Genomic DNA, 25,489 nt, shown 5'->3' on the forward strand with positions numbered 1-25,489 from the left:
AGCGTTTTGCTTACTTTTGACTGGGCCGGCTTCCGGGCTTCTCAAAAGTGAGACGCCGTAAGGGCGTAACCCTAAGTGGCCGTTACCGCAGCAACGGATATACACACGGTATCCCTGGGTACATCCCCATGAGATTTTCGAAAGCACACAGTTAAGTGTTGTGATCGATATCCAGCACGCTGAACGTCACTTTTCCGCCTTCACTGGTGTAGCCAGTGTTGTCCTGCACGTACACCCCTGCCTTGAAGTACAACGGCTTGACCCGCCAAGTGGAGCTGATGGTGGTGTACCAGCTACGACCCGCCGCAGTAATGCCCAGGTCGCCGGTACGATCGAGGTGGATCCGGTAACTGAAGGACTGGTTGAGTTTTACACCGGTGGCGACGGTGATCACCCGGCCCTCGTCGTCATCGGGGCGCATGCGCACCTTGGCGACGATGTTCCCCGTGCTGGTGGCATCCTTGTATTGGTATTCCAATTTCACCAAGGGTTTGCTGCTGTCCTTGGCATGAATCTGACCGATCACGATCTTGCCGCTACTGGGCACCTGGCTGACGACCAGGTTCGCACGCAATTGGTTGTCGGCATCGGGGTACAGCCAGTTACGCAAGGTGCCGTCCTTGTAGGTCTCTCGCAATTCACTGCGGGGGTAGATCGCGTTTTCAGTCTTGGTGCCGGTCACCGGTGACCAGAAATACACCGTGCTGCCTTCGGAGTTGAAATATTTATCCTTGAACCCATCCACCAGCCGAGGAGTTTCGATGGTTTTCGGCGGGCTGCCTTCGGGGATGCTCAGGTTCCAGGTTGCAAGATCGACCATGTTCGGATCCTTTCTGAGAAGAAGAAATGATTTACGCCACAGCCGGAGGCTCTAAGACGCGCTTTTGTTGAGGCCAGAAGGGGGCGCGGACGAGTTTTTGGCACGGTCGTCCGGCGGAGGGCTGGCGTCAACAGTCCGTCAGAGTTGCGTTTGTCGCTTTTGTGCCCGAGACAAGCGACCGTTGGTCGGCTATTCCAATTTTTTTCGGAACCTTGTGCAATGGCTATTTGACTCCTCCGTCTCGCGCGGACAAAAAAACACCCTGAGAGGGCTGCTTCGAAGATGGGTCGTTAGCAGCGTTCCATGCTGCTAAGGCGGGAGGAGGGACTCAAAGGGTGGTGTGTTTGATTTCCAGCAGGCTGAACGTCACTTTGCCGCCTTCGGTGGTGTAGCCGGTGTTGTCCTGCACGTACACGCCCGCTTTGAAATACAGCGGTTTGACCTTCCAGGTAGGGTCGACAGTGGTTCTCCAGTTGTAGCCCGCCGCACTGATGCCCAGTGCGCCCTTCGGGCTGAGGTGGATCATGTAGGTAAAGTTCTGGTTGAGCTTCACGCCGGTGGCGATGGTGATGACTTGACCGGTTTCATCGTCGGGGCGCATGCGCACTTTGGCGACGATGTTGCCGGTGGAGCTATAGGTTTTGTACTGGTACTCCAGTTTCACCATCGGACTGGTGCTGTCTTTAGTGTGGATCTGACCGATCACGATCTTGCCAGTGCTGGGCACCTGGTTGACGCTGACGGCGGCACGCAGGGTGTTGTCCGCGGCCGGGTACAACCAGTTGCGCAGGGTGCCGTCGCTGTAGGTTTCCCGCAGTTCGCTGCGTGGGTAGATCGCGTTTGCAGTCTTGGTGCCGGTCACCGGCGCCCAGAAGAACAGCGTGCCGGTGTCGGAGTGGAAATATTCATCCTTGAACCCTTGGGCCAGTCGGGGCGTTTCGATGGTGATGGCGGGGCTGCCTTCGGGAATGCTCAAGTTCCAAGTGTTGAGATCGATCATGGTCGGATCCTGCGTAACGGGCGTAAAAGTGCTGAGTGCCAAAGCGGGAGGCTCTACTCCGAGCGTTTGGAGTGTGTTGATCGCGCAGGAAGGTTTTTTTGAACAGCCATCCGGCGGATGTTTGACGTCAAATGTCCGTCAAGCATGTCAATTGCAGCATTTATGCCTGGATGGATAACCGTTAGTCGATCGTTTCGAACTCACGCTGAACTATTGCGCATCTATAGGGTCTGGCTGGGCTGGCAGCATTCCGTTGCTGCCCTGGCGCCATGCAAAGCACCTAGATGTGATCGATATCCAGCAGGCTGAACGTCACGGTCCCGCCTTCGGTGGGATAACCGGTGTTGTCCTGCACGTACACGCCCGCCTTGAAATACAGCGGCTTGTCGCTCCAAGTGGAGCTGATGGGGGCGCTCCACTGGTAACCCGCACCATTGATGGTCAGGACGCCGGCGGGGCTGAGATGGATCAGGTAAGAAAAGGATTGATTCAGCTTGATGCCCGTGGCAATGGTGATGACTTGGCCTGTTTCGTCGTCCGGGCGCATGCGCACCTTGGCGACAATGTTGCCGGTGGAGCTGTAGGTTTTATATTGGTATTCCAGCTTCACCAGGGGGCTGGTGCTGTCTTTGGCATGGATCTGACCAATCACGACCTTGCCGGTGCTGGGCACTTGGCTGACGGTCAGGGTGGCAGCCAGCTTGTTGTCCGCCTCTGAGTACAGCCAATTGCGCAAGGTGCCGTTGCTGTAGGTTTCACGAAGCTCGCTGCGCGGATAAATAGCATTAGCGGTTGTGGAGCCGGTCACCGGTGCCCAGAAAAAAACCGTGCCGGAGTCGGAGTGGAAATACGGGTCCTGGAACCCTTGCACGAGTTGGGAGGTTTCGATGGTGGCCGGCGGGCTGCCTTCGGGGATGCTCAGGTTCCAGGTTGAGAGATCGATCATGGTGGGATCCTCTGTCACTCGATGAAAAAGCTGCGCGCCACAAGACAAGGCTCTAGGCCGGTCTTTTCGGGCGTATGAGTAAGTGACGGAAGAAACTGCCCGGCAACTTTTCGGCGGGTGGTTGACGTCAATTGTCCGTCAAGGGTGTCTTTGCAGTTTCTGTGCCCGAGGAGGGTGACCGTTAGTCGGCTATTTCGGGCTTTGCCTGGATGATGGCGCGTTGACACCTACTGCTTTTGACAATCCCGGTCTAGAGTGAGGGGACAGTATTTGTCCGCTTTGCTACGTAAAAACGGACGTGGCGCCCGATAAGAGAAGCAGCATGGAATGCGCGCAACCACCGCTCGGCGAAGACAGCTCTGTCCTTTTGATTGTTGATGATTACCCTGAAAACCTGCTCAGCATGCGAGCTTTGTTGCAGCGTCAGGATTGGCAAGTCATGACCGCGTCCTCGGGGGTCGAGGCGCTTAACCTGTTGCTTGAACACGACATCGATCTGGTTCTGTTGGATGTGCAGATGCCCGACATGGACGGTTTCGAAGTGGCGCGTCTGATGCGCGGCAGCCAGCGTACGCGGCTCACGCCGATCATTTTCCTGACGGCCAACGAGCAATCCCAGGATGCGGTGATCAAGGGCTATGCCAGTGGCGCCGTGGATTACCTGTTCAAACCCTTCGATCCGCAAATCCTCAAGCCCAAGGTCCAGGCGCTGCTCGAGCACCAGCGCAATCGCCGGGCCTTGCAGCGCCTGAGCCAGGATCTCGAAGCGGCCAGGGCCTTTAATGCCTCGGTGCTGGACAACGCCGCCGAAGGCATCCTGGTGGTGGATGAGAATGGCTGTATCCGCTTCGCCAACCCTTCTACCTGCCGGTTGCTCAATGCCACTGCCGAGCAATTGCAGGGCATGCCGTTCCTGGACTTCCTGCAGAAACCGCACATCCCCGAATGGCTCGATTCCGATATCCACAACGCCTATCGGCGCGGTGAAACCTGGCGATTGCATGACGCGGTCTTGCGCACGGCGCCTGGCCAGCAGGTGTCGGTGGCCTTGTCCTGTGCGCCGTTGCCGTCGGAGCAGAAGGCGATGGTGGTGACGCTCCAGGACATGTCCGTGGTCCGCCATTTGCACCAACAACTTGAATACCAGGCCGTCACGGACCCGCTGACCGGTTTGCTCAACCGCCGGGGGTTCTACCAGACCGCCGAAAACCTGTTGATGCGCAGCGAGCGCCTGGAAAGCAACTGGGTGTTGCTGTACCTGGACCTCGATGGCTTCAAGCGGGTCAATGACTCGCTGGGGCACGATGCCGGGGACCGGGTATTGCGCTGGGTGTCGGAACAGTTGAAGGCGTGCCTGCGCCCATTCGATATCCTGGCGCGCCTGGGCGGGGACGAGTTCACGGCGCTGCTGGACCTGGAGTTCCCCGAGCAAGCGGCCAAGATCGCCGAGAAACTCATCGAGCGGGTCGCGATCTGCCAGCAGATCGAAGGCATGGACGTCGCACTGGGGGCCAGTATCGGCATCGCGACGTACCCCGATTGCGGTGCCAATCTCGATGGGTTGCTGCGGGCGTCCGACATCGCCATGTACGAAGCCAAGCGTGCCGGCCGCCAGCAATACCGTTTTTACGATCATGAAATGAACGGTCGAGCCCGTTCACGGCTGATGCTGGAAGAGAGCGTGCGCTCGGCCATCGAGAACCGCGACTTCAATATGGTCTACCAGCCGCAGGTAAGCATCATCGATGGGCGGATCCGCGGGTTCGAGGCGCTGTTGCGCTGGCAGCACCCCAGCGTCGGTGATGTTCCGCCGGGCCTGTTCCTGCCCTTGCTGGAAGAGGCGCGTTTGATCAGTCGCCTGGGCAGCTGGATTTATCATCGCAGCGCGGCTCAGCGCAAAGTCTGGGAGCGCTTGTTCGCTGACGACCTGGTGTTGGGGGTGAGCCTGAGTAGTACCCAGTTCGGCATGCCCAACCTGGTGACCGAGTTGCGCCAGGTCCTGGAGCGTCATGCCTTGAAGCCTCGGCAACTAGAGGTCGAGGTGACCGAGGATGCGCTGATGCGCAACCCCGATGAAACCCGAAAGCAATTGCGACTGCTGCGTCACCTCGGGGTGCGGGTGGCATTGGATGACTTCGGTTCGGGGCCTTGTTCGCTGACGCATCTGCGCGACCTTGAACTCGATACCCTCAAGCTCGACCGGCATTTGATCGCCCGCGTACCGGGGTCGCCCCGGGATGCCGCATTGGCCGCCTCGGTGATTGACCTGTGTACGCAACTGGGCTTGCGGGTGATTGCCGAAGGGGTGGAGACGCGCGAGCAATATGAGTGGCTGCAGGCCCATGGCTGTGAGTACGTGCAGGGGTTCCTCGTGGCGCGGCCCTTGATGGCCGAAGACACCAATGCCTTCGCCACACCGTTCGACTGGAGCGCGGTACAGGCTTGAATTCGCTACACTGGCGGCCTCTTGTGACTGTGTTGCCCCTTGATGACCGCGCTCAAATACCTCCAGGCCTACCCCGCCGCCCTGCAAGCCCAAGTGCAGCAATTGATCGCCCAGGACCGACTGGGCGATTACCTGCAACAGCGCTATCCGGGCCGACATCCGATCCAGAGCGACAAGGCCCTGTACGGTTATGCGCTGGACCTCAAGCAGCAATACCTGCGTAACGCGCCAGCCATCGACAAGGTGTTGTTCGACAGTCGCCTGGACCTGACCCATCGCGCCCTCGGCCTGCATACCGCGGTGTCGCGGGTGCAGGGTGGCAAGCTCAAGGCCAAGAAGGAAATCCGCATCGCTGCGTTGTTCAAGGACGCGGCGCCCGAGTTCCTGAACATGATCGTGGTACACGAGCTGGCGCACTTCAAGGAGTCGGACCACAACAAGGCGTTCTACCAACTCTGCGAGCATATGCTGCCGGGGTATCACCAGTTGGAATTCGACCTGCGGGTGTACCTGACCTGGCGGGATCTGCAACCCCACAAGGAATGACCGAATGGATGTCAGCAAGACCAAGAGCAGCTTCTACCGTCGCTTGTACGTGGCTTACCTGATCGACAGCGGTGTCGCCAGCAACGTCCCGGCCCTCACCGAAACCACCGGCATGCCACGGCGTACCGCCCAGGACACCATCGCCGCGCTGGCTGACCTGGATATCGTTTGTGAGTTCGAGCAAGAGGACGGCGCGCGCAACCATGCCGGGCGTTATCGGATTCGCGATTGGGGGGCGATTGATCGGGGGTGGATCGAGGCGAATCTGCCGCGGATCAAGGCGGTGCTTGAATATCCCTGAATACTGGTTGTGCCTGGGCTGACGCCTTCGCGAGCAAGCCCGCTCCCACAGTGGGCTTGCTCGCGAAGAGGATCTTAAGGCCGATGCATACCAATGTGTGGAATCCCATCCTCCATGTATTCCACACCCACCACTTCAAACCCGTACCGCCCGTAGTACCCCTGCAAATGCGCCTGGGCCGACAGTGAGATCGACGTACCGGGCCAGTATTTCTCGGCCTGTTTGAGCGCCTGTTCCATCAACGTGTGGCCCAGCCCTTGGCCGCGCGCTTGCGGCGCAATGATCACGCGCCCGATCACCACGTCACTGTTTTGCGAATGCGGGTCGAGCAGGCGCAGGTAGGCCACCAGGTGGTTGCCCTGCCAAGCCATCAAATGGCACGTGTCGCCTTCAAGGTCCAGGCCGTCAACGTCCGGGTAGGCGCAGTTCTGCTCGACAACGAACACTTCGGCACGCAATTTGAGGATGGCATACAGCTGTTCCTTGCTCAGGTCACTGTGATGTTTACAGACCCATTCGATATCCATTTTTTGAATTTCCTGAAGAACTTGATGCCGATATTAAGCGTGCTTGGCCCGGAAGTCTCTTTCTCGGTCGACTGGAAAATCTGCGATAAAGATCAAAATGCCATCATTCCTCTGTCGCGGCGTTGTCGTCTTTGTGTAATCTTCGTGACAGCGCTGCGCAGCGGTTCCAATGAGCTAATGTTAGGACCGGGTGTCTGAGGATGCCTGTTGAGTGTCGGCTAAAAACAAACCGGGCTTTGAACCCGTCAAGGACGTTTGGCATGCCGCGATTGCGTCGAGCTCTTGCATTGATCGGATTGCTGTTACTGAGCTATGAGGCCTGCGCGCAAAAGCTGCGTCTGGTCGCCGATGCCTGGCCGCCCTTTACCGATTCCACATTGATCAATGGGGGCCTGGCGACCGATATCGTCAGTACGGCGCTGGCGCGGGCCGGCTATGCCACGGACTTCGAACAGGTGCCTTGGGCCCGGGCGATGCTGGGCATCGGCGAGGGCCGCTATGATGTGCTGGTCAACGCCTGGTACAGCGAGGAGCGCACCCACATCGGCCAGTTCTCGGCTGAGTATCTGCTCAATCGTGTGCGTTTCATCAAGCGCAAGGACGAAGCGATCCAGTTCGACAGCCTGCAACAGCTGCGTGCCTATCCCATCGCCGTGGTTCGCGGCTACGCCTACTCCAAGGACTTCGACGGAGACTTGCAAATGCAGAAAGTCCCTGTGCATAACTTTGCGATGGCGGTGCGCATGCTGGCCGCCGATCGTGTGAAGTTGACCCTGGAAGACGAGTACGTTGCCCGCTATTACCTGGCCCGCGAATCGCCCAAGGTACGCAGCGCCGTGGAGTTCCTGCCCAAGCCCTTGAGCGAAAACAGCCTGCACATCCTGGTCAGCCTGAAGAACCCGGAGCATGAGCAGATCGTGGCCGGATTCGATCGGGAGATCGCGGCGATGAAGGCGGATGGGAGTTATGCGCGGTTATTGAAGGCGCATGGGATGTAGGGGGGAGCAGCTTCAAGCTTCAAGCCATAAGCTGCAAGCAGAGCGCACGAACTTTGCTTGCAGCTTGCAGCTTATGGCTTAAAGCTGAGACCGTCAGGCCTTCATCAAATGCGCCGCCAAGGTCCGCAACGGGCCAAGCTGACGGCAGATCAACGCCAGTTGCGTCCGCACCAGGCGCTGTCCTTCGTCGATTTCATCGGGCATCTGCTCAAGCTCGCTGGCCAGGGCTTCCTCTTCGTCGCTCTGGATCGCGATCGGCTGTTTACTTGCCAGGCCCTGGGCGATTTCATCGATGCTCGCTGCCAGTTTCACCCCGGCACCGTCGATCAACTGTTCGCGCACTTCGGTCGGCAGTTCGGTGCCGCGGTGGGCGCCCAGGCCTGACAGGTAACTGAGCAGCGTGTGGGACAGCACCAGGAAACGGAACCCCACATCGGCTTCCTTACGGAAATGCCCCGGCTCCATCAGCATGTTGGCCAGCGTGGTGGACAGCGCGGCGTCGGCGTTATGGGCATTGCGGCGGGCCAGGCGATAGGCCAGGTCGTCGCTTTTGCCGGCGGCGTACTGCTGCATGATCTGGCGCAGGTAGATGCTGTTGCAGGTCAGCGTGTTGGCCAGCACCTTGTTCAGCCGACGGCCCTGCCAGTCGGGCAGGAACAGGAAGACCGCCAGCCCGGCAATCAGGCTGCCGAGCAAGGTATCGAACAGCCGCGGCAACAGCAGCCCGTAGCCGTCGCCCACCTGGTTGAAGCAGAACAGCACCATGATGGTGATCCCCGCTGTCGCCAGGGTGTAGCGGGTCGTGCGGTTGGTAAAGAACACTACCCCGGCGGCAATGGCGAAGCTCGATTGCACCAGCGGATTGGGAAACAGATCGAACAGCGCCCAAGCCACCGTCAGGCCGATGGCGGTGCCGATGATCCGCTGGCCGAGCTTGCGTCGGGTGGCGCCATAGTTGGGCTGGCAGACGAACAACGTGGTGAGGATGATCCAATAGCCTTGTGACGGGTGGATCAGATGCACCATGGCGTAGCCGACGCTCAACGCCAGGGGCAGGCGCAGGGCATGCCGGAACAGCAGCGAAGTGGGCGTGAGCTGGGTGCGCAAGCGCAGCCAGACATCCTTGAGGTTGCGCGGCGAGCGGTCGAGCAGGCTGCTGTCGGTGGCGTCGGCCAGGGCGTCGGGGTTGCTCGCGTCGCTGAGCAGGCGGTCCATGGTGGCCAGGTTCACCGACAGTGCCCGCAACGAACGCAGCAAGCCGCGCCAGGCCGGGTTGCTCTGGATGCGCAGGTGTTCGAGGGACGCGTGCAGGTCGTTGAGGGCCTCGGCAAAGGTGTCGTCGTAGACGAACGGCTGGCGCAGTTGGATCGACTCGGCCAGTGCCTGGCAGGCCTTGCCTTGCTGACGCAGCAGGCGCTGGCAGCGGAACAGTACGTCGCTGTGAAAGAAGGCCTCGGCCAGGGCGTTGTAGGGATAGTGGGAAGAGCTGGCGCGTTCGTGGATGTCCTGGGCCAGGAAGTACAGTTTCAGGTACCGGCTGACTTTCGAGCCGGGGCGGCCATTGCCCACGCGGTGCAGGATGATTTCCTTGGCGCTGTTGAGCGCAGCGACCACCCGGCCGTTTTGCTGGGCCAGTTCCAGGCGTCGGGCTTCGACGTCCAGTTGGCGGATCGGCTCCAGGAGCGACGATTTGAGTTTCAGGTAGCGCCCCAGTTCGCGAAACAGCCGAGCCAGGCTTTGTTGCACCGGTTGGTTGGAAAACAACGCCTGCCACAACACCGACAGCAAGCCGTACCACGCGGCACCCGCGACCAGTAGCAGGGGTTCATGCCAGAAATCGTTGACTGCGCCGCCGCGCTGGTCCACGCCGATCATGGTGTAGACCGACAGAATCAGCGTGGCCGAGGCGATGGCGCCATAGCGCTCACCCAGGGCGCCAAGCATGGTCAGGCCAAAGGCCGCCAGGGCCAGGGCGATGATGAACAGGACGGGATAGGGGAACAGTAATTCAACCGACAGTGCCGCAACGGTGAAACACACCAGGGTCACGGCCAGCGCGTTGAGGCGGCCCTGCCAACTGTCGTCCGTCTCGGCCAGGGCGCTGGCGATGATGCCCAGGAACAAGGGAATCAGCAGCACCATCTCATCCAGATACCAGCACAGCCCCATGCTGCCGGTCAGGGCGATGAAGACCCGTACGCTATAACTGAACTTATCCAACGCCCAAAGGCGACGCAAAGACTGGCTAAATGAGTTCGCTGACATGAAGTGCACAGGCCTGACGGGCAATGACGCTAAATTGAGGCAGTAATGACGCCGACGCAATGGCGGCGATCACATCTGTCAGCAAAAAGTGTTCCGGGATGCACCTGAGGCCACTTCCCGGTGGCGAGGGAGCTTGCTCCCGTTGGGGCGCGCAGCGGCCCTAGAACCCGGCGACGCGGTGGATCAGGTTGATTGAGTGAGCTTGAGAGGGGGCTGCTGCGCAGCCCAGCGGGAGCAAGCTCCCTCGCCACAAAAGCAGGCCCGACCCAGGTGGGGATCAGACGTATTGCGCGGCGGCGTAACCCGAAGCCCACGCCCATTGGAAGTTGAACCCGCCCAGGTGCCCGGTGACATCCAACACTTCGCCGATGAAATACAGACCGGGGCTTTTCAGCGACTCCATGGTCTTGGACGAGACTTCCCGGGTATCGACGCCGCCCAGGGTGACTTCTGCGGTGCGGTAGCCTTCGGTGCCAGCGGGGACGACGTTCCAGCTCGCCAGTTTTTCGGCGATGTCTGCCAGCTCCGCATGGGTGTATTGCTTCATGGGTTTGGAGACGAACCAGGTATCCGCCAGCAGGTTGGCCATTTTCTTGGTGAACAACTCGCCCAGCAACGTCTTGAGCTCGCTATTGGGGCGTTCGCTCTGCTGCTGTTGCAGCCATTGCGGCACGTCGTGGTCCGGCAACAGGTTGATCTGCACCGTGTCCCCCGATTCCCAGAACGAGGAAATCTGCAGGATCGCCGGACCGCTCAGGCCGCGATGGGTGAACAGGATGTTCTCGCGAAAGCTCTGGTCGTTGCAGCTCACCAGGCAATCCACCGACGTGCCCGAGAGTTCGGTGCAGAGGGTCTTGAGCTGGTCGGTGATGGTGAACGGCACCAGGCCGGCGCGGGTGGGCAGTAGTTCATGGCCAAACTGTTTTGCCACCTGATAACCGAAGCCGGTCGCCCCCAGGGTCGGAATCGACAGCCCGCCCGTGGCGATCACCAGGGACTGGCAGGCGATGGCACCGAGGGTGGTTTGCAGCAGGTAGCCGCCGTCGGCTTTTTCGATCTGGGTGATCGAGGTGTCCAGATGCAGGCTGACGCCGGCCTGGTCGCATTCATCCAAGAGCAGGCCGAGGATGTCGCTGGATTTGTTATCGCAGAACAACTGGCCGAGTTTTTTCTCGTGATAGGGCACGCCGTGCTTGGCCACCAGGGCAATGAAGTCCCATTGGGTGTAGCGGGCCAGGGCCGATTTGCAGAAGTGCGGGTTCTGCGAGAGGAAATTGCCTGGCTCGGTGTACATGTTGGTGAAATTACAGCGCCCACCGCCCGACATGAGGATTTTCTTGCCGGCCTTGTTGGCGTGGTCCAGCAATAGCACCTGTCGCCCGCGCGCGGCGGCGGTCAGTGCGCACATCAACCCTGCGGCGCCAGCGCCAATGATCACGACTTCGGTAGAGCGCAAAACGGTGTCCTCTGCATGTCTGGGGTCTTACGATCGTTCCCACGCTCTACGTGGGAATGCATCCTGTGACGCTCTGCGTCACGCTTGACAGCAAGGGACGCAGAGCGTCCCGGGCGGCATTCCCACGCAGAGCGTGGGAACGATCATCGTCAGAGGATCCGCACCCGCAACGACCGGCCCTTGATCTTGCCATCGTTCAGGCGTTGCAGGGCCTGTTTGGCAATGCCGCGTTCCACGGCCACGTAGGCCTGGAAATCGAAGATCGCGATTTTGCCGACCTGGGCGCCAGGGATGCCGGCCTCGCCGGTCAGGGCGCCAAGGATGTCGCCGGGGCGGACCTTGTCCTTGCGCCCGGCGCCGATGCACAGGGTGCTCATGGCCGGCAACAACGGGCCGCCGCCCTGGGACTTGAGGTTGTCCAGTTGGTCCCAGCTCAGCGGTGACTTCTGCAGCTGCTCGATGGCCTGGGCGCGGTGGGCTTCGGACGGCGCCACCAGGCTGATGGCGATGCCTTTCTCCCCGGCACGGCCAGTGCGGCCGACGCGGTGGATATGGATTTCCGAGTCCCGGGCCAGTTCGACGTTGATCACCATGTCCAGTGCATCGATGTCCAGGCCGCGGGCCGCCACGTCGGTGGCCACCAGCACCGAGGTGCTGCGGTTGGCGAACATCGCCAGTACCTGGTCGCGGTCGCGCTGTTCCAGGTCACCGTGCAGGCCGACGGCCGAGATGCCCTTGGATGTCAGGTGATCGACGGTTTCCTGGACCTGCTGCTTGGTGAAGCAGAACGCCACGCAGGAGGCCGGGCGGAAATGCGCCAGGACCTTGACCACTGCGTCCATGCGTTCCTCGGGGGCGATCTCGTAGAAGCGCTGCTCGATCTGCGCGTCGGAGTGGAACGCCTCGGCCTTCACTTGCTGCGGGTTACGCATGAACTTGGACGACAATTGCTTGATGCCCACCGGGTAGGTGGCGGAGAACAGCAGCGTCTGGCGGCGTTCCGGGGTCTGCTGGATGATGTCTTCGATGGCGTCGTAGAAGCCCATGTCGAGCATGCGGTCGGCTTCATCGAGGATCAGCGTGTTGAGGCCGTCCAGGACCAGCGAACCCTTGCGCAGGTGCTGCTGGATGCGTCCCGGCGTGCCGACGATGATGTGGGCACCGTGTTCCAGGGAAGCGATCTGCGGGCCGAAGGACACGCCGCCGCACAGGGTCAGGACTTTGATGTTGTCTTCGGCGCGGGCCAGGCGACGGATTTCCTTGGCGACCTGATCGGCCAGCTCACGGGTCGGGCACATCACCAGGGCCTGGCAGCCGAAGAAGCGCGGGTTGATCGGGTTCAGCAGGCCGATGCCAAAAGCGGCGGTCTTGCCGCTGCCGGTCTTGGCCTGGGCGATCAGGTCCATGCCCTTGAGGATCACCGGCAAGCTTTGCGCCTGGATCGGCGTCATCTGGGCATAACCGAGTGATTCGAGGTTAGCCAGCATGGCGGCGGACAGCGGCAAAGTATTAAAAGCGGTGGCGATGGTGGTCACGGGACTGGCCTGCAAAACAAAATGTCGCGCAGTGTAGCAGCCTCGTGCCACTTTCTTCGAAAGTTCTGGACGAGCTGTGAGGGCCAAACCGCAGAACATGTGGCGGGAATTTATTGTGGCGAGGGGATAAATCCCCTCGCCACAAAAGCTCACCGAAGCCACTCAAGCTCGGCTTAGTGCTCGATATGCTCGTCGTGACGTTTCTGCCGCCGGCCATCCTGCCTGGACAACTGGGAAAAAATCGTCGCCGCCAGCATCGCCATGATCCCCACCGTTACGAAGGTCAGCTGGAACGCGCCCAGCACGGTATCGACCCCGTCGTTACCCACCTGGGCGGTAAAGCCGCCGAGCAGGGCGCCGGCGCAGGCCACGCCGAGGCTCAGGGACAGCTGCGCCACCACCGACAGCAGGCTGTTGCCGCTGCTGGCGCTGGCGTCGTCCAGGTCGATCAGGGTCACGGTGTTCATCGCGGTGAATTGCAGCGAGTTGATCGCGCCCAGCACTGCCAGTTGCGCCAGCAGCAGCCAGTACGGCGTCTGTTCGCTGACCAGGCCCATGCTCGCCAGCATCAGGCCCAGGGCCAGGGTGTTGCCGGTCAGGACGATGCGATAGCCCAGGCGTTCGATCAGCGGCCGGGCCACGGACTTGGCGACCATGGCCGCCGCCGCCAGGGGCAGCATGCTCATGCCAGCCTGGGATGGTGAATAGCCCAGGGCGACTTGCAGCAGCAACGGCACCAGGAACGGCAGGGCGCCGCTGCCCAGGCGCGCGAACAGGTTGCCAAGAATGCCCACGGCAAAGGTCCGGGTCTTGAACAGCGACGGCGGGAACAGCGCGTTTTCCACGTGCCCGGCCCGCAGCCAATAGGCCGCCAGGCAGGCCATGCCGCCGAACAGCAGCAACATCACGCGCAGGTGCGGCAGGTGCAGCTCACCCAGGCCTTCCATGGCAATGGTGATCAGCACCATCGCCGCACCGAACAGCAGGAACCCCAACCCATCGAACCGCGTGCGCTCGCTGCCCCGCAGGTCGGGGATGAACTTCCACACCGCATAACAGCCGATCACGCCCACCGGCAGGTTGATGATGAAGATCCAGTGCCAGGTCAGGTACTCCACCATCCAACCGCCCATGGTCGGGCCGATCAGCGGGCCGAGCAGGCCGGGGATGGTGATGAAGCCCATGATCCGCACCAGTTCCGAGCGCGGATACGCCCGCAGCACCACCAGCCTGCCCACCGGCAGCATCAGCGCACCGCCCAGGCCCTGGATGACCCGGGCGCCGATCAGCATGCTCAACGAACTGGACAAGGCGCACAGTAACGAGCCGAAGCTGAACAGCAGGATCGCCCCGAAGAAAATCTTCTTGGTGCCGAAGCGGTCGGCGATCCAGCCCGAGGCCGGGATCAGCAACGCCACGGTGAGCATGTAGGCAATGATCACGCCTTGCATGCGCAGCGGGTTTTCCGCAAGGTCGCTGGCCATGGCGGGCAGGGCGGTGTTGAGGATGGTCCCGTCCAGGGACTGCATGAAGAAGGCGATCGCCACCACCCACGGAAGCCAGCGGGCGGTGACGGCGTCGAGCGGTGCACGGTTGGGCATGGGACCTCTTGTATGGCGTGTTGATCAGGAACAGGTGCCGCTGTTGTGGCGAGGGGATTTATCCCCGCTGGGCTGCGAAGCAGCCCCCCCGATCTGTCAGCTCAGTGACTCAAGCTGATCACATCAAGCTTTTTGGGGTCGCTTCGCAACCCAGCGGGGATAAATCCCCTCGCCACAAGTAACCCCCTTCACGGGTGTGCGTAGGGTTGGGTTTACAACGTCAAGGTCAACCGCTTGACCAGCGCCCCTGGCAACAACATCGAGGCCGTGGCCCGCTGGCTGTAGGTGCTGGCCGAGAGCAGCAGTTCCCGCTCTCGGGTCAGGCCTTCGAGTTGCGAGCCGAGCAGGCTGTAGACGCTGTCGTCGAAGCGCATGGTGCTGACTGGCGCGACAATCTGGCCGTTCTCGACCCAGAACGTGGCGAAGCGGGTCATGCCGGTCAGGCGTGCCGCCGGCTGGTCCGAGTAATTCAGGTACCAGAGGTTGCTGATGTACAGCCCGGTGCCGAGTTGTTCGAGGATGTGTTTTTGCTCCAGCTGTCCGGCCCGCATGTCCAGCGCCGTAGGGTATTCGTAGCTGCTGGCGCCGTTGGCGGCGAGGCCGTATTCAGCGGCGCTGCGGGAGTTGACCAACTGCGCATTGGCCGTGCCCTTGGCGATCAGCCCCAGGTCATCGCGGGGATAACCTTCGTCGGAAAACGCCGGGCTCAAGGAGCCGCTGACCTGCTCGCTCAGCCACACGTTGGGGCTCAAGCTTGCTTCGTTGGCGTAGAACTTCTGCAACGGGCTCTGCTTGCTGGCAATCGCCCGGGCCGAGAACCCACCCCAACTGAGCATGCCCATGATCTCTTCCAGGGCGGCCGGCGCCAGGTAGGCGCGGTATTCGCCGGGCGGCAACGTGCGCAACGGCAGGCCGAGAAACGCCAGTTGCTCGCGGGCCTGTTCGAAGCGCCGGGCAAATCCGTCACTGCTCCATTCATGCCCGGCGTAACTGGCTTTCACGGCCTGGCCGTTTTCATGGAACAGGCTGAAATCGAAGTTGAAGCTGTTGGCCTGGTGCCAGCCGAACGCCCCCGCAGAACTGGCGAAGCCTCGACTGATGGGTCCGGCGGCGTAGAACCCCACCAGGTCCAGGCCTTCGGCGGCGCGGCTGATTTCGGCCACGGCCTGCTCGGTGTCCGGCAACGGATGGTCCTGTACGTTGTGGCTCTGCCAGTGGTTGTGGTTGAGCAGCAGGTACGGATCGCGGGGCAGCAGCGGCAGGGTTTCACGCAGTTGTTGCAGGCCTTCGGCCAGGCGTTGCAAATCCGTCTCGGCTTCGCCGGACAAGGTGATCTGCAAGTCGGCGTGGCGTCCGTCGTCGATCAGTTTGAAGCTGACATTGGCTTGCTGCACCTGGCCGGCCTGGCGGACCTTGCCATGGTTGAAACGCACGAAGGCCGAGGACTCGGCGGCGTAGCCAAGGGTGAACTGTTCTGGCGTGTGCAGGGCATCGCGCAGCCAGTCGACCAACGCCTTGAATGCCTCGGCCTGATTCTTGACAGTGCTCATCAGGCATCTCCCCCAAACACATCAACGTTGCTGAACACGCAGGCCGGCGAGGCATGGCCGACGCGGATGACCTGGTTCGGTTCGCCCTTGCCACAGTTCGGCGTGCCCAGGACCTGGAAGGTGCTGGCATCGCCCACGGCGCGCAGGCTCTTCCAGAATTGCGCGGAAATGCCCCGGTAGTTGGGGTTCTTCACCACGCCCTTGAGCTCGCCGTTCTCGATCAACTGGCCCCATTCGCAGCCGAACTGGAATTTGTTGCGGGCGTCGTCGATGGACCAGGAGCGGTTGGTGCGCATCAGCACCCCGTGCTCGGTGCCTTGGATCAGTTGTTCCAGGGATTGGTCGCCGGGTTCGATGTTCAGGTTGGCCATGCGGTCGATGGGCGGGCGATTCCAGCCGCAGGCGCGGCTGTTGGCGACACCGTCCAGGCCAGCACGGAATTGCGACAGTGCGCCGCCCAGTGGACGCAGCAGCAGGCCTTCACGAATCAGGAACTGTTTGCTGGCGGCGCTGCCATCGTCGTCATGGCTGTAGCTGGCCAGTTCTTCGGGAATGTTCGGGTCGAAGGTCACGTTCAAGAGGTTGGAGCCGTATTGCAGGTGTCCGAAGTCGCTGGTCTTGACGAAGCTGGTGCCGGCGTAATTGCGCTCGTCCCCGAGGATGCGGTCCAGTTCCAGCGGATGGCCGATGGATTCGTGGATTTGCAACATCATCTGGTCCGGCATCAGCAGCAGGTCGCGGGGGCCTTGCGGGGTGTTCGGTGCCAGCAGCAGTTGCAGGGCCTGGTCAGCGATTTTCAGCCCGGCGCCGATCAGGCCGCTGCGGCTGATCACATCGAAGCTGCCTTGCTGGCCGAAATTTTCCCGGCCCAGGGTGCGGGTCTGGCTGTCGTTGCCGTCGAAGGCGGTGACTTCCAGGGCTGGGTAGATGAAACGTTGGGCCTGGCGCAATTCAGCGCCGGCACTGTTGAGGTAGATCTGCTCGACCTGGGTCAGGCCGATGCTGGCTTGCCAGTTCACCAGGCGCTCGTCCTGAGGCACTGCGGCTGACTCGTCGCCGAGCAATTGGTAGCAATCGCTCAGTGGTGGGAAGGCCTGGTCGAAATTCGGCGAGAAGTAATCGGCGCGGTCGCTGGACACCGCTTGCTCGCGCAGGTCCAGCAGGGCGTGGGGCTTGAGCCGGCGGGCCTGTTGCTCGGCGCGCTCCAATGCCGCTTGCAGGCCGGCCTGGGACAGGTCGTTGGTAGCGGCATACGCCTCGACCCCGTTGACCCGCACCGTGAGCATCGCCCCTTCATCACGGCCCAGGCTGGGCGGTTCGGCGACATTCTTGCGCACCGACAAATGCTGGCCGGACTCGCGCACGTAACGCAGGGAAAAGAATTCAGCGCCCGTGCGCAAGGCAGCAAAACGCTGCTTGAGCTGGGGGTGGAAGTCGAACATGGAACCTCCTTGTCTGGAGCGAGGGTGCGGCGCAGTGCGGTGATTTGACGCGGCGGCTCTAGATTAGGCCTGGGGTGGGGGTGGGATCAAGACAGATGGGAGTTTGCGGGCCTGGTCGAGCGCCATCGCGAGCAGAATGCGGCTGTGGAGATCGTTCCCACGCTCTGCGTGGGAATGCTGCCAGGGACGCTCTGCGTTCCGCCTTTGGGATGTGACGCAGAGCGTCACGGGATGCATTCCCACGCAGAGCGTGGGAACGATCTTTATCCACGCGAGCGTGAGTCTTACTGGGCCATAGGCCCCACTTCCCGCATCGGCTTGCCGCGCACGGGGGCGTCGCCGGCCACGTAGTACGGAGCGGTGCTGCGTGGCAGGGGCTTGCGACCCCGGATCTTGTCGGCGATTTTCTCGGCGATCATGATCGTCGGCGCGTTCAGGTTGCCGGTGGTGATGATCGGCATGATCGAGGCATCCACCACGCGCAGCCCTTGCAGGCCATGCACGCGGCCTTCGCCGTCCACCACCGCCATGTCGTCGGTGCCCATCTTGCATGAGCAGGACGGGTGGAACGCGGTTTCGGCGTGTTCGCGGATGAACTGGTCCAACTGCTCGTCCGTCTGCACCTCGATGCCCGGGCTGATCTCGCGGCCACGAAACGGATCGAGCGCCGGCTGTTGCATGATCTCGCGGGTCAGGCGAATGCCATCGCGAAATTCCTGCCAGTCCTGCTCGGTCGCCATGTAGTTGAACAGGATGCTCGGGTGCTGGCGTGGGTCCTTGGACTTGGCCTGGATCCGACCGCGGCTTGGCGAACGCATCGAGCCCATGTGCGCCTGGAAGCCGTGTTCCTTCACGCCGTTGCTGCCGTTGTAGTTAATCGCCACCGGCAAGAAGTGGTACTGGATGTTCGGCCAATCGAATTCCGGGCGGGTGCGGATGAAACCGCCGGCTTCGAACTGGTTGCTGGCGCCGATACCGGTGCCGTTGAACAGCCACTCGGCACCGATGGCCGGCTGGTTGTACCAGAGCAGCGACGGGTACAGCGAGACCGGTTGGGTGCAGGCGTATTGCAGGTACAACTCGAGGTGATCCTGGAGGTTTTCGCCGACACCCGGCAGGTCGTGGACCACCGGGATGTCGAGGCTCTGCAGCAACTTGGCCGGACCGACGCCAGAGCGTTGCAGGATCTGTGGCGAAGCGATGGCGCCGGAGCACAGCAGCACTTCCTTGCGCGCCCGGGCTTCGACGCGCTCTTCGGCGGCGCCCACCAGGTAACGCACGCCGACCGCACGCTTGTCTTCGAACAGGATCTTGTCGGTCAGGGCGTGGGTGACGATGGTCAGGGTCGAACGCTTCTTGGCCACGTCGAGGTAACCACGAGCGGTACTGGCACGACGGCCATTGGGGGTGACGGTACGGTCCATCGGGCCGAAGCCTTCCTGCTGGTAGCCGTTGAGGTCTTCGGTACGCGGATAACCGGCCTGTACGCCAGCCTCGACCATGGCGTGGAACAACGGGTTGTTGCCGGCCTTGGGCGTGGTCACGCTGACCGGACCGTCGCCGCCGTGGTAATCGTTCGGGCCGATGTCCCGGGTCTCCGCTTTCCTGAAGTAGGGCAGGCAGTCCAGGTACGTCCAGTCCTCGAGGCCAGGCAGTTTTGCCCAGTTGTCATAGTCCAGGGCGTTGCCGCGGATGTAGCACATGCCGTTGATCAGCGAAGAACCGCCCAGGCCCTTGCCTCGACCGCACTCCATGCGGCGGCCGTTCATGTGCGGCTCCGGGTCGGTCTCGTAGGCCCAGTTGTAGCGCCGGCCTTGCAGCGGGAACGCCAGGGCGGCGGGCATTTGCGTGCGGAAGTCGAGGCGATAGTCCGGGCCGCCGGCTTCGAGCAGCAGGACGGTGACGCCTTCGTCTTCGGTCAGGCGGGTGGCCAGGGTGTTACCGGCCGAGCCGGCGCCAATGATGATGTAATCGAATTCTTGGGACATGAAATGCACCCTCTTTTGAATTGGGTTCAGGTCGCGGTTGCCTTGACGCCACATAACCTGTGGCGAGGGGATTTATCCCCGTTCGGCTGCGCAGCAGTCGTAAATCAGCGACTGGGTTTGTCTGAAGAATGGGCGGCCTTGGGAGGGGCTGCTACGCAGCCCCACGGGGCGGTGCGACGTTTCGCTAAATCCCCTCGCCACAACAGCGTTCACTCAAGGCCTCATGTCCAATCAGAACACTGAGGCGTAATCGCCCAACTCGACCTGTACCGATTTGATGCGCGTGAAGTTGTTCAGCGAGCTGATGCCGTTCTCCCGGCCCACGCCCGATTGCTTGTAGCCACCCACCGGCATCTTGGCGTCGGACTCACCCCAGGCGTTGATCCAGCAGATACCGGCTTCGAGCTGGTGGATCACGCGGTGGGCGCGGTTCAGGTCGCGGGTGACGACGCCGGCGGCCAGGCCGAAGTCGGTGTCGTTGGCGCGGCGGATCACTTCTTCTTCGGTTTCATAAGTGAGGATGCTCATCACCGGGCCGAAGATTTCTTCACGCACGATGGTCATCTCGTCGGTGCAATCGGTGAACACGGTCGGGGCGACGAAAGCGCCCTTGGCCAATTCACCGTCGGTCAGGCGACTGCCGCCGCACAGCAGGCGCGCGCCTTCGGCTTTGCCTTTCTCGATGTAGCCCAGCACGCTTTCCATGTGGGCGAAGCTCACCAACGGGCCGAAGTTGGTGTTTTCGTCCTCTGGGTTACCGATGCGGATGCGCGCCACGCGCTCGGCGATCTTGGCTTCGAAGGCGGCCTTGAGGTGGCTCGGCACGAACACGCGAGTGCCGTTGGTGCAGACCTGGCCGGAGCTGTAGAAGTTGGCCATCATCGCGGTGTCTGCGGCGCGATCCAGGTCGGCGTCGTCGAAGATGATCAGCGGCGACTTGCCGCCCAGTTCCATGGTCACGTCCTTGAGCGAAGAACTCGAGGCGCTGGCCATGACTTTCTTGCCAGTGTCGGTGCCGCCGGTGAAGGAGACTTTCTCGATGCGCGGGTGCTCGGTCAGCCAGGTGCCGACTTCACGGCCGCTGCCGGTCAGGACGTTGAAGACGCCTGGCGGAACGCCGGCTTCGGTATAGATCTCGGCCAGTTTCAAGGTGGTCAGCGAGGTGACTTCGCTCGGTTTGAAGATCATCGCGTTACCGGCTGCCAGGGCCGGTGCGGATTTCCACAGGGCGATCTGGATCGGGTAGTTCCACGCGCCGATACCGGCTACCACGCCCAGGGGCTCGCGGCGGGTGTAGACGAATGACGTGTCGCGCAACGGGATCTGCTCGCCTTCGATAGCGGGCACCAGGCCGGCGTAGTATTCCAGCACATCGGCACCGGTGACGATGTCGACGTAGCGGGTCTCGGAGTAGGCTTTGCCGGTGTCCAGGGTTTCCAGGGCGGCCAGCTCATCGTTGCGCTCGCGCAGGATGTCCACGGCGCGACGCAGGATGCGCGAGCGCTGCATCGCGGTCATGGCGGCCCAGACTTTCTGGCCCTTTTCGGCGCTGACCACGGCGCGCTCGACGTCCTCGAACGTTGCGCGCTGCACCAGGGCGAGTACTTCACCGTTGGCCGGGTTGATGGCTTCGAAAGTGGCGTCGCCGCTGGCATCGCTGTACGCGCCATCGATGTAGAGTTTTTGCAGTTCGAAACGGGCCATAAAGTCCTCGCAAGTGCATGAGTGGTTGGCTGGCCACCGAGCGTGTCGTTTATAGCTGACTACGCGCTGCGGTGGGGGTTCAGGAGTCGAGCGGTTCTGTGTGCTCTGGTGCCCCTGCCTTGGTCAGTTGGAAATCCATGTATTCGTAAGCGATCTGGTGCGCCTGGGCGGTATCGAACGCGTCTCCCGACAGCGCTCCGCGCAGCCACAAACCGTCAATCAACGCGGCCAGGCCCCTTGCTGCGCTGCGCGCCTGATCGACAGGCAACACGCGGCGGAACTGGCTACACAGGTTGGAATACAGGCGGTGATCGTTGATCCGCTGCAACCTGTGCAAAGACGGGTGGTGCATGCTGGTGGCCCAGAAGGCCAGCCAGGTTTTCATTGCCGGGCCATTGACCTGGCTGGCGTCGAAGTTGCCTTCGATGATCACCTTGAGGTGAGCCCGCGGGCTGGTGTCCTCCAGCGCCTGGCGGCGTGCGGTGACGTTTTCGCTCAGGACAGTCATCAGGTACTGGGCCGTGGCCGCGATCAGGCCGTTCTTGTCCTGAAAGTAGTGACTGATGATGCCGTTGGAGACACCAGCCAGACGGGCGATCAGCGCAATGCTGGCGTCCCCCATGCCGACTTGATCGACCGCTTGCAACGTGGCTTCGATCAGTTGTTGGCGGCGGATGGGTTGCATACCGACCTTGGGCATCTAGCACATCTCCTTAGGCCATCCGGCGCACGAATGTCGTCTGCCGGAGTGAAAGCCAGTCTATTTTGTTTTGATTGAACGTTCAATCAACAAAAAACAGGTTCTATGACAAGTCGTCGCTGTCTGTCGGATTTCCATGTGTAAAGGGCGCTTGAAGGCACATGGGCAACCCGCTGTGCGGGGCGAGGACTTTTTCGGGATGTCTTTATAACACTCGTCGGCTGGTGTGGAGGCCTAACGCCCATTGGTAGCTGGAATACTGTTGTGGCGAGGGGATTTATCCCCGTTGGGCTGCACAGCAGCCCCAAAAGCGGCGACCTCATGTTGTCTGACACACCGAGACACCTGGCTTTTGGGGCTGCTTCGCAGCCCAGCGGGGATAAATCCCCTCGCCACAACTGTATTTCAGGTCAAGCTTGTCAGTAGTCAGTAGTCAGTAAATGCACAAACAAAAACGCCGCGATCATCTCGCGGCGTTTTCGTGTGCAGGCTTAGCCCAGGTTCTTGCCCAGCAGTGCGTGGTACAGCTCGCTGTCGCCCAGGATGCCGACGACTTGCTGGTTATCGTGGAGCACCAGTTTGTTGCCGGTCTGGTAGCGGATCTGCAAGGCGTCGCGCATGCCGATGTTGGAGTCCACCAGCGTCGGGCGGCGGCCCAGTTCTTCGACGGCCTGGCCTGGCACCCAGTTTTGCAGGTCCAGGGCCGCGCCGTTCTGCCGGGCGCCCTTGATGGTGTTGCCTTCGGCCAGGTCGAGCCAGGAGTCGCCACCGGGGTCCAGGCACACCGAACCGTTGATGCGCTTGCAGTTGTCCAGGGTGCGCATCAGGCTGCGACCGCAGAGTACGTTGAGCGGGTTGGTATGGGCGACGAACGTGCGCACATAATCGTCCGCCGGGTTCAGCACGATCTCTTCCGGCTTGCTGTACTGGATGATCTTGCCGTCCTTCATGATCGCGATCCGGCTGCCCAGCTTCAGGGCTTCGTCCAGGTCATGGCTGACGAACACGATGGTCTTTTGCAGTTTGCGTTGCAGTTCCAGCAGTTCGTCCTGCAAACCCTGGCGGATCAGCGGGTCGAGGGCGGAGAACGGTTCGTCCATCAGCAGGATGTCGGCGTCCATCGCCAGGGCGCGGGCCAGGCCGACCCGTTGTTGCATACCGCCGGACAGCTCGTCGGGCTTCTTGTTGCGCCACTGGGTCAGGCCCACCAGCTCGAGTTTTTCATCCACTAGCTTGCGCCGTTCCTTCTCGGGACGGCCCTGCATTTCCAGGCCGAAGCTGATGTTCTCGCGCACCGTCAGCCAGGGCATCAGGGCGAACTTCTGGAACACCATGGCGATGCGCTTGGTGCGCATCATCTTCAGTTCGGCAGGGGAGCAGGAGGCGATGTCGATCTGCCGTCCTTCATGCTCGACGAACAACTTGCCACGACTGACGGTGTTCAAGCCGTTGATGCAGCGCAGCAGGCTGGATTTGCCGGAGCCGGAAAGGCCCATCAGGACGCAGATCTCACCCTTCTCGATGGACAGGCTGGCTTTTTCCACACCGACGATCAGGCCGGTCTGCTGCAGGATCTCCGGGCGCGAAAAACCTTTGTCCAGCAGGTCCAGCGCGGCCTTGGGACGGTTGGAGAAAATAACATCGACGTCTTCGAAACGAATGATGCTCATGCGTCACCCCCTACTTTAGCGTCGGGCTGTTTGCAGATTCGGTCGAGCATGATCGCCAGCAATACGATCGCCAGGCCGGCTTCGAAGCCCAGGGCGATATCAGCGGTGTTCAGTGCGTTGACCACGGGTTTGCCCAGGCCGTCGGCACCGACCAGCGCGGCGATCACCACCATCGACAACGACAGCATGATGCACTGGGTGATACCGGCCGCGATGCTGGGCATCGCATGGGGCAGTTCAATACGCGACAGGAGCTGGCGACGGGAGCAGCCGAAGGCTTTGCCGGCGTCCATCAGTTCGTCCGGTACGTCGCGGATGCCCAGGTAGGTCAGGCGGATGGGCGCGGCAATCGCGAACACCACCGTGGAGATCAGGCCTGGGACCACACCCAGCCCGAAGAGGGTCAGGGTAGGAATGAGGTAAACGAAGGTCGGTACGGTCTGCATCAGATCGAGCACCGGACGCATCAGGGTGTAGAACATCGGCTTGTGCGCGGCAACAATGCCCAGCGGCACGCCGATCAGTACGCAGACCAGGGTGGCGAACATCACCTGGGCGAGGGTTTCCATGGTTTCCTGCCAGTAACCCAGGTTGAGAATCAGCAGGAAGGACGCGATGACGAATACGGTCAGGCCCCATTTACGCTGGATGAAATGCGCCAGCAGGGCGATGAGGCCAATAAGGGCCAGGGGGTTGAACCAGGTCAGCGCAAACGTCACGCCGTGAATCATCGTTTCCAGGAACAGCGCGATGGCGTCGAAGGTGCTGGCGCCGTTTTGCGTCAACCATTCGACAAAGCCGGCGATGTACTGGCCCAAGGGTATTTTCTGATCAATGAGCATGGTAGTGAACGTCCGCATGCAAGGGAATAAACAGCCCGGGCGGGTGAACCCGCCCGGCATAACATAAGCAGTTACTGCGCAAGCTTGGCTTTCACGGCGTCCAGGCCAGGTTTACCGTCAATGGTGGTCACGCCAGCCAACCAGGTATCGAGTACCTGTGGATTTTTCTTCAGCCAGGCCTTGGCGGCAGCCTCCGGCTTCATCTTGTCGTCGAGCACGTTGCCCATCAGCGTGCTTTCCATGTCGACGGTGAACTCCAGGTTTTTCAACAGCTGGCCAACGTTGCTGCATTCCTGGCTGTAGCCCTTGCGGGTGTTGGTCGCCACGGTTGCGGCACCGAAGTCGGGGCCGAAGAAGTCGTCGCCGCCGGTCAGGTACTGGATCTTGAAGCGGGTGTTCATTGGATGTGGCGCCCAGCCGAGGAACACCACGTCGGTGCCACGCTTGGAGGCACGGTCGACCTGCGAGAGCATGCCGGCTTCACTCGACTCGACGACTTTGAAGCCCGCGTCCTTCAGGCCGAAGGCGTTCTTTTCGATCATGCTCTGGATCAGGCGGTTGCCGTCGTTGCCGGGCTCGATCCCGTAGATCTTGCCGTCCAGCTCTTTCTTGAATTTGGGGATATCGGCGAAGTCGTGCAGGCCTTTGTCATACAAAGCCTGAGGCACGGCGAGGGTGTACTTGGCACCCTTGAGGTTGGTGCGAACGGTTTCCACGGTCCCGGCATCGCGATAGGCCTTGATGTCGTTTTCCATGGTCGGCATCCAGTTGCCGAGGAACACATCCATGTTCTTGCCATCGGCCAGGGACTTGTAGGTCACCGGTACGGAAATCATCGTGGTCTTGGTCTTGTAGCCCAACGCATCGAGTACCACGCTGGTGGTGGCGGTGGTCACGGTGATGTCGGTCCAGCCGACATCGGAGAAATTGACGGTGCTGCACTGTTCGGGTTCAGCAGCGTTGGCCAGCATCGGAAGACTCAGCATGGCGGCCAACAACAACGATGTGGAACCTTTCATGGGTGGACTCCTGGTGTTTTATCGGCGGTGTCCGGTCAGGACAACCGCGCTTATTGGATGTTGCGGTTGGTGGCGCGTGGGCACTCTCTGACACGCGGCCTTGCAAACGAGCCGTAACCGATCATGTACCAGT

Annotated in this window: 20 protein-coding genes; 4 read left to right on the forward strand and 16 right to left on the reverse strand. The window is 61.4% G+C overall.

The genetic code is table 11. From position 1 onward, the window contains the following. Window positions 1–151: 151 nt before the first annotated feature. From BT116_RS08290 to BT116_RS08300, 3 genes are all read right to left on the reverse strand, one after another. Entirely contained in the window at window positions 152–820 is a 669-nt protein-coding gene (locus tag BT116_RS08290; protein ID WP_072342137.1) for a polysaccharide lyase family 7 protein, read from the reverse strand. A 328-nt stretch (window positions 821–1,148) separates the two neighbouring features. Then, window positions 1,149–1,820: a polysaccharide lyase family 7 protein gene (locus BT116_RS08295; RefSeq protein ID WP_072342142.1), complete on the reverse strand. Its 672-nt coding sequence runs from the start codon at window positions 1,818–1,820 to the stop codon at window positions 1,149–1,151. Window positions 1,821–2,100: 280 nt separating this feature from the next. Then, on the reverse strand, window positions 2,101–2,766 hold the full coding sequence (locus tag BT116_RS08300) for a polysaccharide lyase family 7 protein (RefSeq protein ID WP_072342145.1): 666 nt from the start codon (window positions 2,764–2,766) through the stop codon (window positions 2,101–2,103). Between the two features lie 322 nt (window positions 2,767–3,088). Between BT116_RS08300 and BT116_RS08305 the strand changes: the two genes are divergently transcribed. From BT116_RS08305 to BT116_RS08315, 3 genes are read left to right on the forward strand one after another with little or no spacing between them, the layout of a single operon-like run. Next, entirely contained in the window at window positions 3,089–5,212 is a 2,124-nt protein-coding gene (locus tag BT116_RS08305; RefSeq protein ID WP_072342149.1) for a putative bifunctional diguanylate cyclase/phosphodiesterase, read from the forward strand. A gap of 42 nt (window positions 5,213–5,254) precedes the next feature. Continuing rightward, the gene (locus tag BT116_RS08310) at window positions 5,255–5,758 is read left to right on the forward strand and encodes a M48 metallopeptidase family protein (protein WP_024619094.1); all 504 of its coding nucleotides are present in this window, start codon (window positions 5,255–5,257) and stop codon (window positions 5,756–5,758) included. 4 nt (window positions 5,759–5,762) lie between these two features. Then, the gene (locus BT116_RS08315; RefSeq protein WP_072342151.1) at window positions 5,763–6,059 is read left to right on the forward strand and encodes a winged helix-turn-helix domain-containing protein; all 297 of its coding nucleotides are present in this window, start codon (window positions 5,763–5,765) and stop codon (window positions 6,057–6,059) included. A gap of 74 nt (window positions 6,060–6,133) precedes the next feature. On the opposite strand, the gene BT116_RS08320 is transcribed toward BT116_RS08315, so the two are convergent. Then, entirely contained in the window at window positions 6,134–6,586 is a 453-nt protein-coding gene (locus tag BT116_RS08320) for a GNAT family N-acetyltransferase (RefSeq protein WP_072342154.1), read from the reverse strand. Between the two features lie 260 nt (window positions 6,587–6,846). Here BT116_RS08320 and BT116_RS08325 point away from each other — a divergent pair, with 260 nt between their 5' ends. Then, window positions 6,847–7,584 (forward strand): substrate-binding periplasmic protein, encoded by a 738-nt coding sequence (locus BT116_RS08325; RefSeq protein WP_072342167.1) that lies wholly within the window; start codon window positions 6,847–6,849, stop codon window positions 7,582–7,584. Window positions 7,585–7,677: 93 nt separating this feature from the next. Here the strand turns inward: BT116_RS08325 and yccS are convergent, their stop codons facing one another. The 12 genes from yccS to BT116_RS08390 form a co-directional block, all read right to left on the reverse strand. Then, complete coding sequence (gene yccS / locus BT116_RS08330) at window positions 7,678–9,849, reverse strand: YccS family putative transporter (protein ID WP_072342170.1); 2,172 nt, start codon at window positions 9,847–9,849, stop codon at window positions 7,678–7,680. 277 nt (window positions 9,850–10,126) lie between these two features. Then, window positions 10,127–11,305, reverse strand: a complete 1,179-nt coding sequence (locus BT116_RS08335) for a BaiN/RdsA family NAD(P)/FAD-dependent oxidoreductase (protein WP_063324017.1) — start codon at window positions 11,303–11,305, stop codon at window positions 10,127–10,129. Window positions 11,306–11,454: 149 nt separating this feature from the next. Continuing rightward, window positions 11,455–12,792 carry an ATP-dependent RNA helicase DbpA gene (dbpA, locus tag BT116_RS08340; protein ID WP_233459556.1) on the reverse strand — a complete coding sequence of 446 codons (1,338 nt, stop codon included), beginning with the start codon at window positions 12,790–12,792 and terminating at the stop codon, window positions 11,455–11,457. A gap of 221 nt (window positions 12,793–13,013) precedes the next feature. Beyond that, window positions 13,014–14,441 carry a multidrug transporter subunit MdtD gene (gene mdtD, locus BT116_RS08345; RefSeq protein WP_072342173.1) on the reverse strand — a complete coding sequence of 476 codons (1,428 nt, stop codon included), beginning with the start codon at window positions 14,439–14,441 and terminating at the stop codon, window positions 13,014–13,016. Between the two features lie 212 nt (window positions 14,442–14,653). After that, the gene (locus tag BT116_RS08350; RefSeq protein ID WP_072342176.1) at window positions 14,654–15,991 is read right to left on the reverse strand and encodes a TldD/PmbA family protein; all 1,338 of its coding nucleotides are present in this window, start codon (window positions 15,989–15,991) and stop codon (window positions 14,654–14,656) included. Then, window positions 15,991–17,433, reverse strand: coding sequence for a TldD/PmbA family protein (locus BT116_RS08355; RefSeq protein WP_072342179.1), 1,443 nt, complete (start codon window positions 17,431–17,433; stop codon window positions 15,991–15,993). The genes BT116_RS08350 and BT116_RS08355 overlap by 1 nt, the downstream gene beginning before the upstream one ends. 284 nt (window positions 17,434–17,717) lie before the next feature. After that, window positions 17,718–19,421, reverse strand: a complete 1,704-nt coding sequence (gene betA / locus BT116_RS08365; RefSeq protein WP_072342185.1) for a choline dehydrogenase — start codon at window positions 19,419–19,421, stop codon at window positions 17,718–17,720. Between the two features lie 231 nt (window positions 19,422–19,652). Further along, the gene (betB, locus tag BT116_RS08370; protein ID WP_072342188.1) at window positions 19,653–21,125 is read right to left on the reverse strand and encodes a betaine-aldehyde dehydrogenase; all 1,473 of its coding nucleotides are present in this window, start codon (window positions 21,123–21,125) and stop codon (window positions 19,653–19,655) included. Window positions 21,126–21,204: 79 nt separating this feature from the next. Further along, window positions 21,205–21,825, reverse strand: a complete 621-nt coding sequence (gene betI, locus BT116_RS08375) for a transcriptional regulator BetI (RefSeq protein WP_072342191.1) — start codon at window positions 21,823–21,825, stop codon at window positions 21,205–21,207. Between the two features lie 491 nt (window positions 21,826–22,316). Next, window positions 22,317–23,495 (reverse strand): choline ABC transporter ATP-binding protein, encoded by a 1,179-nt coding sequence (gene choV / locus BT116_RS08380; RefSeq protein WP_072342194.1) that lies wholly within the window; start codon window positions 23,493–23,495, stop codon window positions 22,317–22,319. Beyond that, window positions 23,492–24,337: a choline ABC transporter permease subunit gene (gene choW / locus BT116_RS08385; protein ID WP_072342197.1), complete on the reverse strand. Its 846-nt coding sequence runs from the start codon at window positions 24,335–24,337 to the stop codon at window positions 23,492–23,494. Before choW ends, choV begins: the two co-directional genes overlap by 4 nt. Window positions 24,338–24,408: 71 nt before the next feature. Then, entirely contained in the window at window positions 24,409–25,356 is a 948-nt protein-coding gene (locus BT116_RS08390; protein WP_072342200.1) for a choline ABC transporter substrate-binding protein, read from the reverse strand. Window positions 25,357–25,489: the final 133 nt, after the last annotated feature.

Source organism: Pseudomonas sp. NFACC16-2 (assembly GCF_900119205.1).
GTDB lineage: Bacteria > Pseudomonadota > Gammaproteobacteria > Pseudomonadales > Pseudomonadaceae > Aquipseudomonas > Aquipseudomonas fluorescens_Q.

Coding starts and splice junctions, on each gene's coding strand:
- BT116_RS08290 (WP_072342137.1), bottom strand. CDS start 820: ATGGTCGATCTTGCAACCTGGAACCTGAGCATCCCCGAAGGCAGCCCG.
- BT116_RS08295 (WP_072342142.1), bottom strand. CDS start 1,820: ATGATCGATCTCAACACTTGGAACTTGAGCATTCCCGAAGGCAGCCCC.
- BT116_RS08300 (WP_072342145.1), bottom strand. CDS start 2,766: ATGATCGATCTCTCAACCTGGAACCTGAGCATCCCCGAAGGCAGCCCG.
- BT116_RS08305 (WP_072342149.1), top strand. CDS start 3,089: ATGGAATGCGCGCAACCACCGCTCGGCGAAGACAGCTCTGTCCTTTTG.
- BT116_RS08310 (WP_024619094.1), top strand. CDS start 5,255: ATGACCGCGCTCAAATACCTCCAGGCCTACCCCGCCGCCCTGCAAGCC.
- BT116_RS08315 (WP_072342151.1), top strand. CDS start 5,763: ATGGATGTCAGCAAGACCAAGAGCAGCTTCTACCGTCGCTTGTACGTG.
- BT116_RS08320 (WP_072342154.1), bottom strand. CDS start 6,586: ATGGATATCGAATGGGTCTGTAAACATCACAGTGACCTGAGCAAGGAA.
- BT116_RS08325 (WP_072342167.1), top strand. CDS start 6,847: ATGCCGCGATTGCGTCGAGCTCTTGCATTGATCGGATTGCTGTTACTG.
- yccS (WP_072342170.1), bottom strand. CDS start 9,849: ATGTCAGCGAACTCATTTAGCCAGTCTTTGCGTCGCCTTTGGGCGTTG.
- dbpA (WP_233459556.1), bottom strand. CDS start 12,792: ATGCTGGCTAACCTCGAATCACTCGGTTATGCCCAGATGACGCCGATC.
- mdtD (WP_072342173.1), bottom strand. CDS start 14,441: ATGCCCAACCGTGCACCGCTCGACGCCGTCACCGCCCGCTGGCTTCCG.
- BT116_RS08350 (WP_072342176.1), bottom strand. CDS start 15,991: ATGAGCACTGTCAAGAATCAGGCCGAGGCATTCAAGGCGTTGGTCGAC.
- BT116_RS08355 (WP_072342179.1), bottom strand. CDS start 17,433: ATGTTCGACTTCCACCCCCAGCTCAAGCAGCGTTTTGCTGCCTTGCGC.
- betA (WP_072342185.1), bottom strand. CDS start 19,421: ATGTCCCAAGAATTCGATTACATCATCATTGGCGCCGGCTCGGCCGGT.
- betB (WP_072342188.1), bottom strand. CDS start 21,125: ATGGCCCGTTTCGAACTGCAAAAACTCTACATCGATGGCGCGTACAGC.
- betI (WP_072342191.1), bottom strand. CDS start 21,825: ATGCCCAAGGTCGGTATGCAACCCATCCGCCGCCAACAACTGATCGAA.
- choV (WP_072342194.1), bottom strand. CDS start 23,495: ATGAGCATCATTCGTTTCGAAGACGTCGATGTTATTTTCTCCAACCGT.
- choW (WP_072342197.1), bottom strand. CDS start 24,337: ATGCTCATTGATCAGAAAATACCCTTGGGCCAGTACATCGCCGGCTTT.
- BT116_RS08390 (WP_072342200.1), bottom strand. CDS start 25,356: ATGAAAGGTTCCACATCGTTGTTGTTGGCCGCCATGCTGAGTCTTCCG.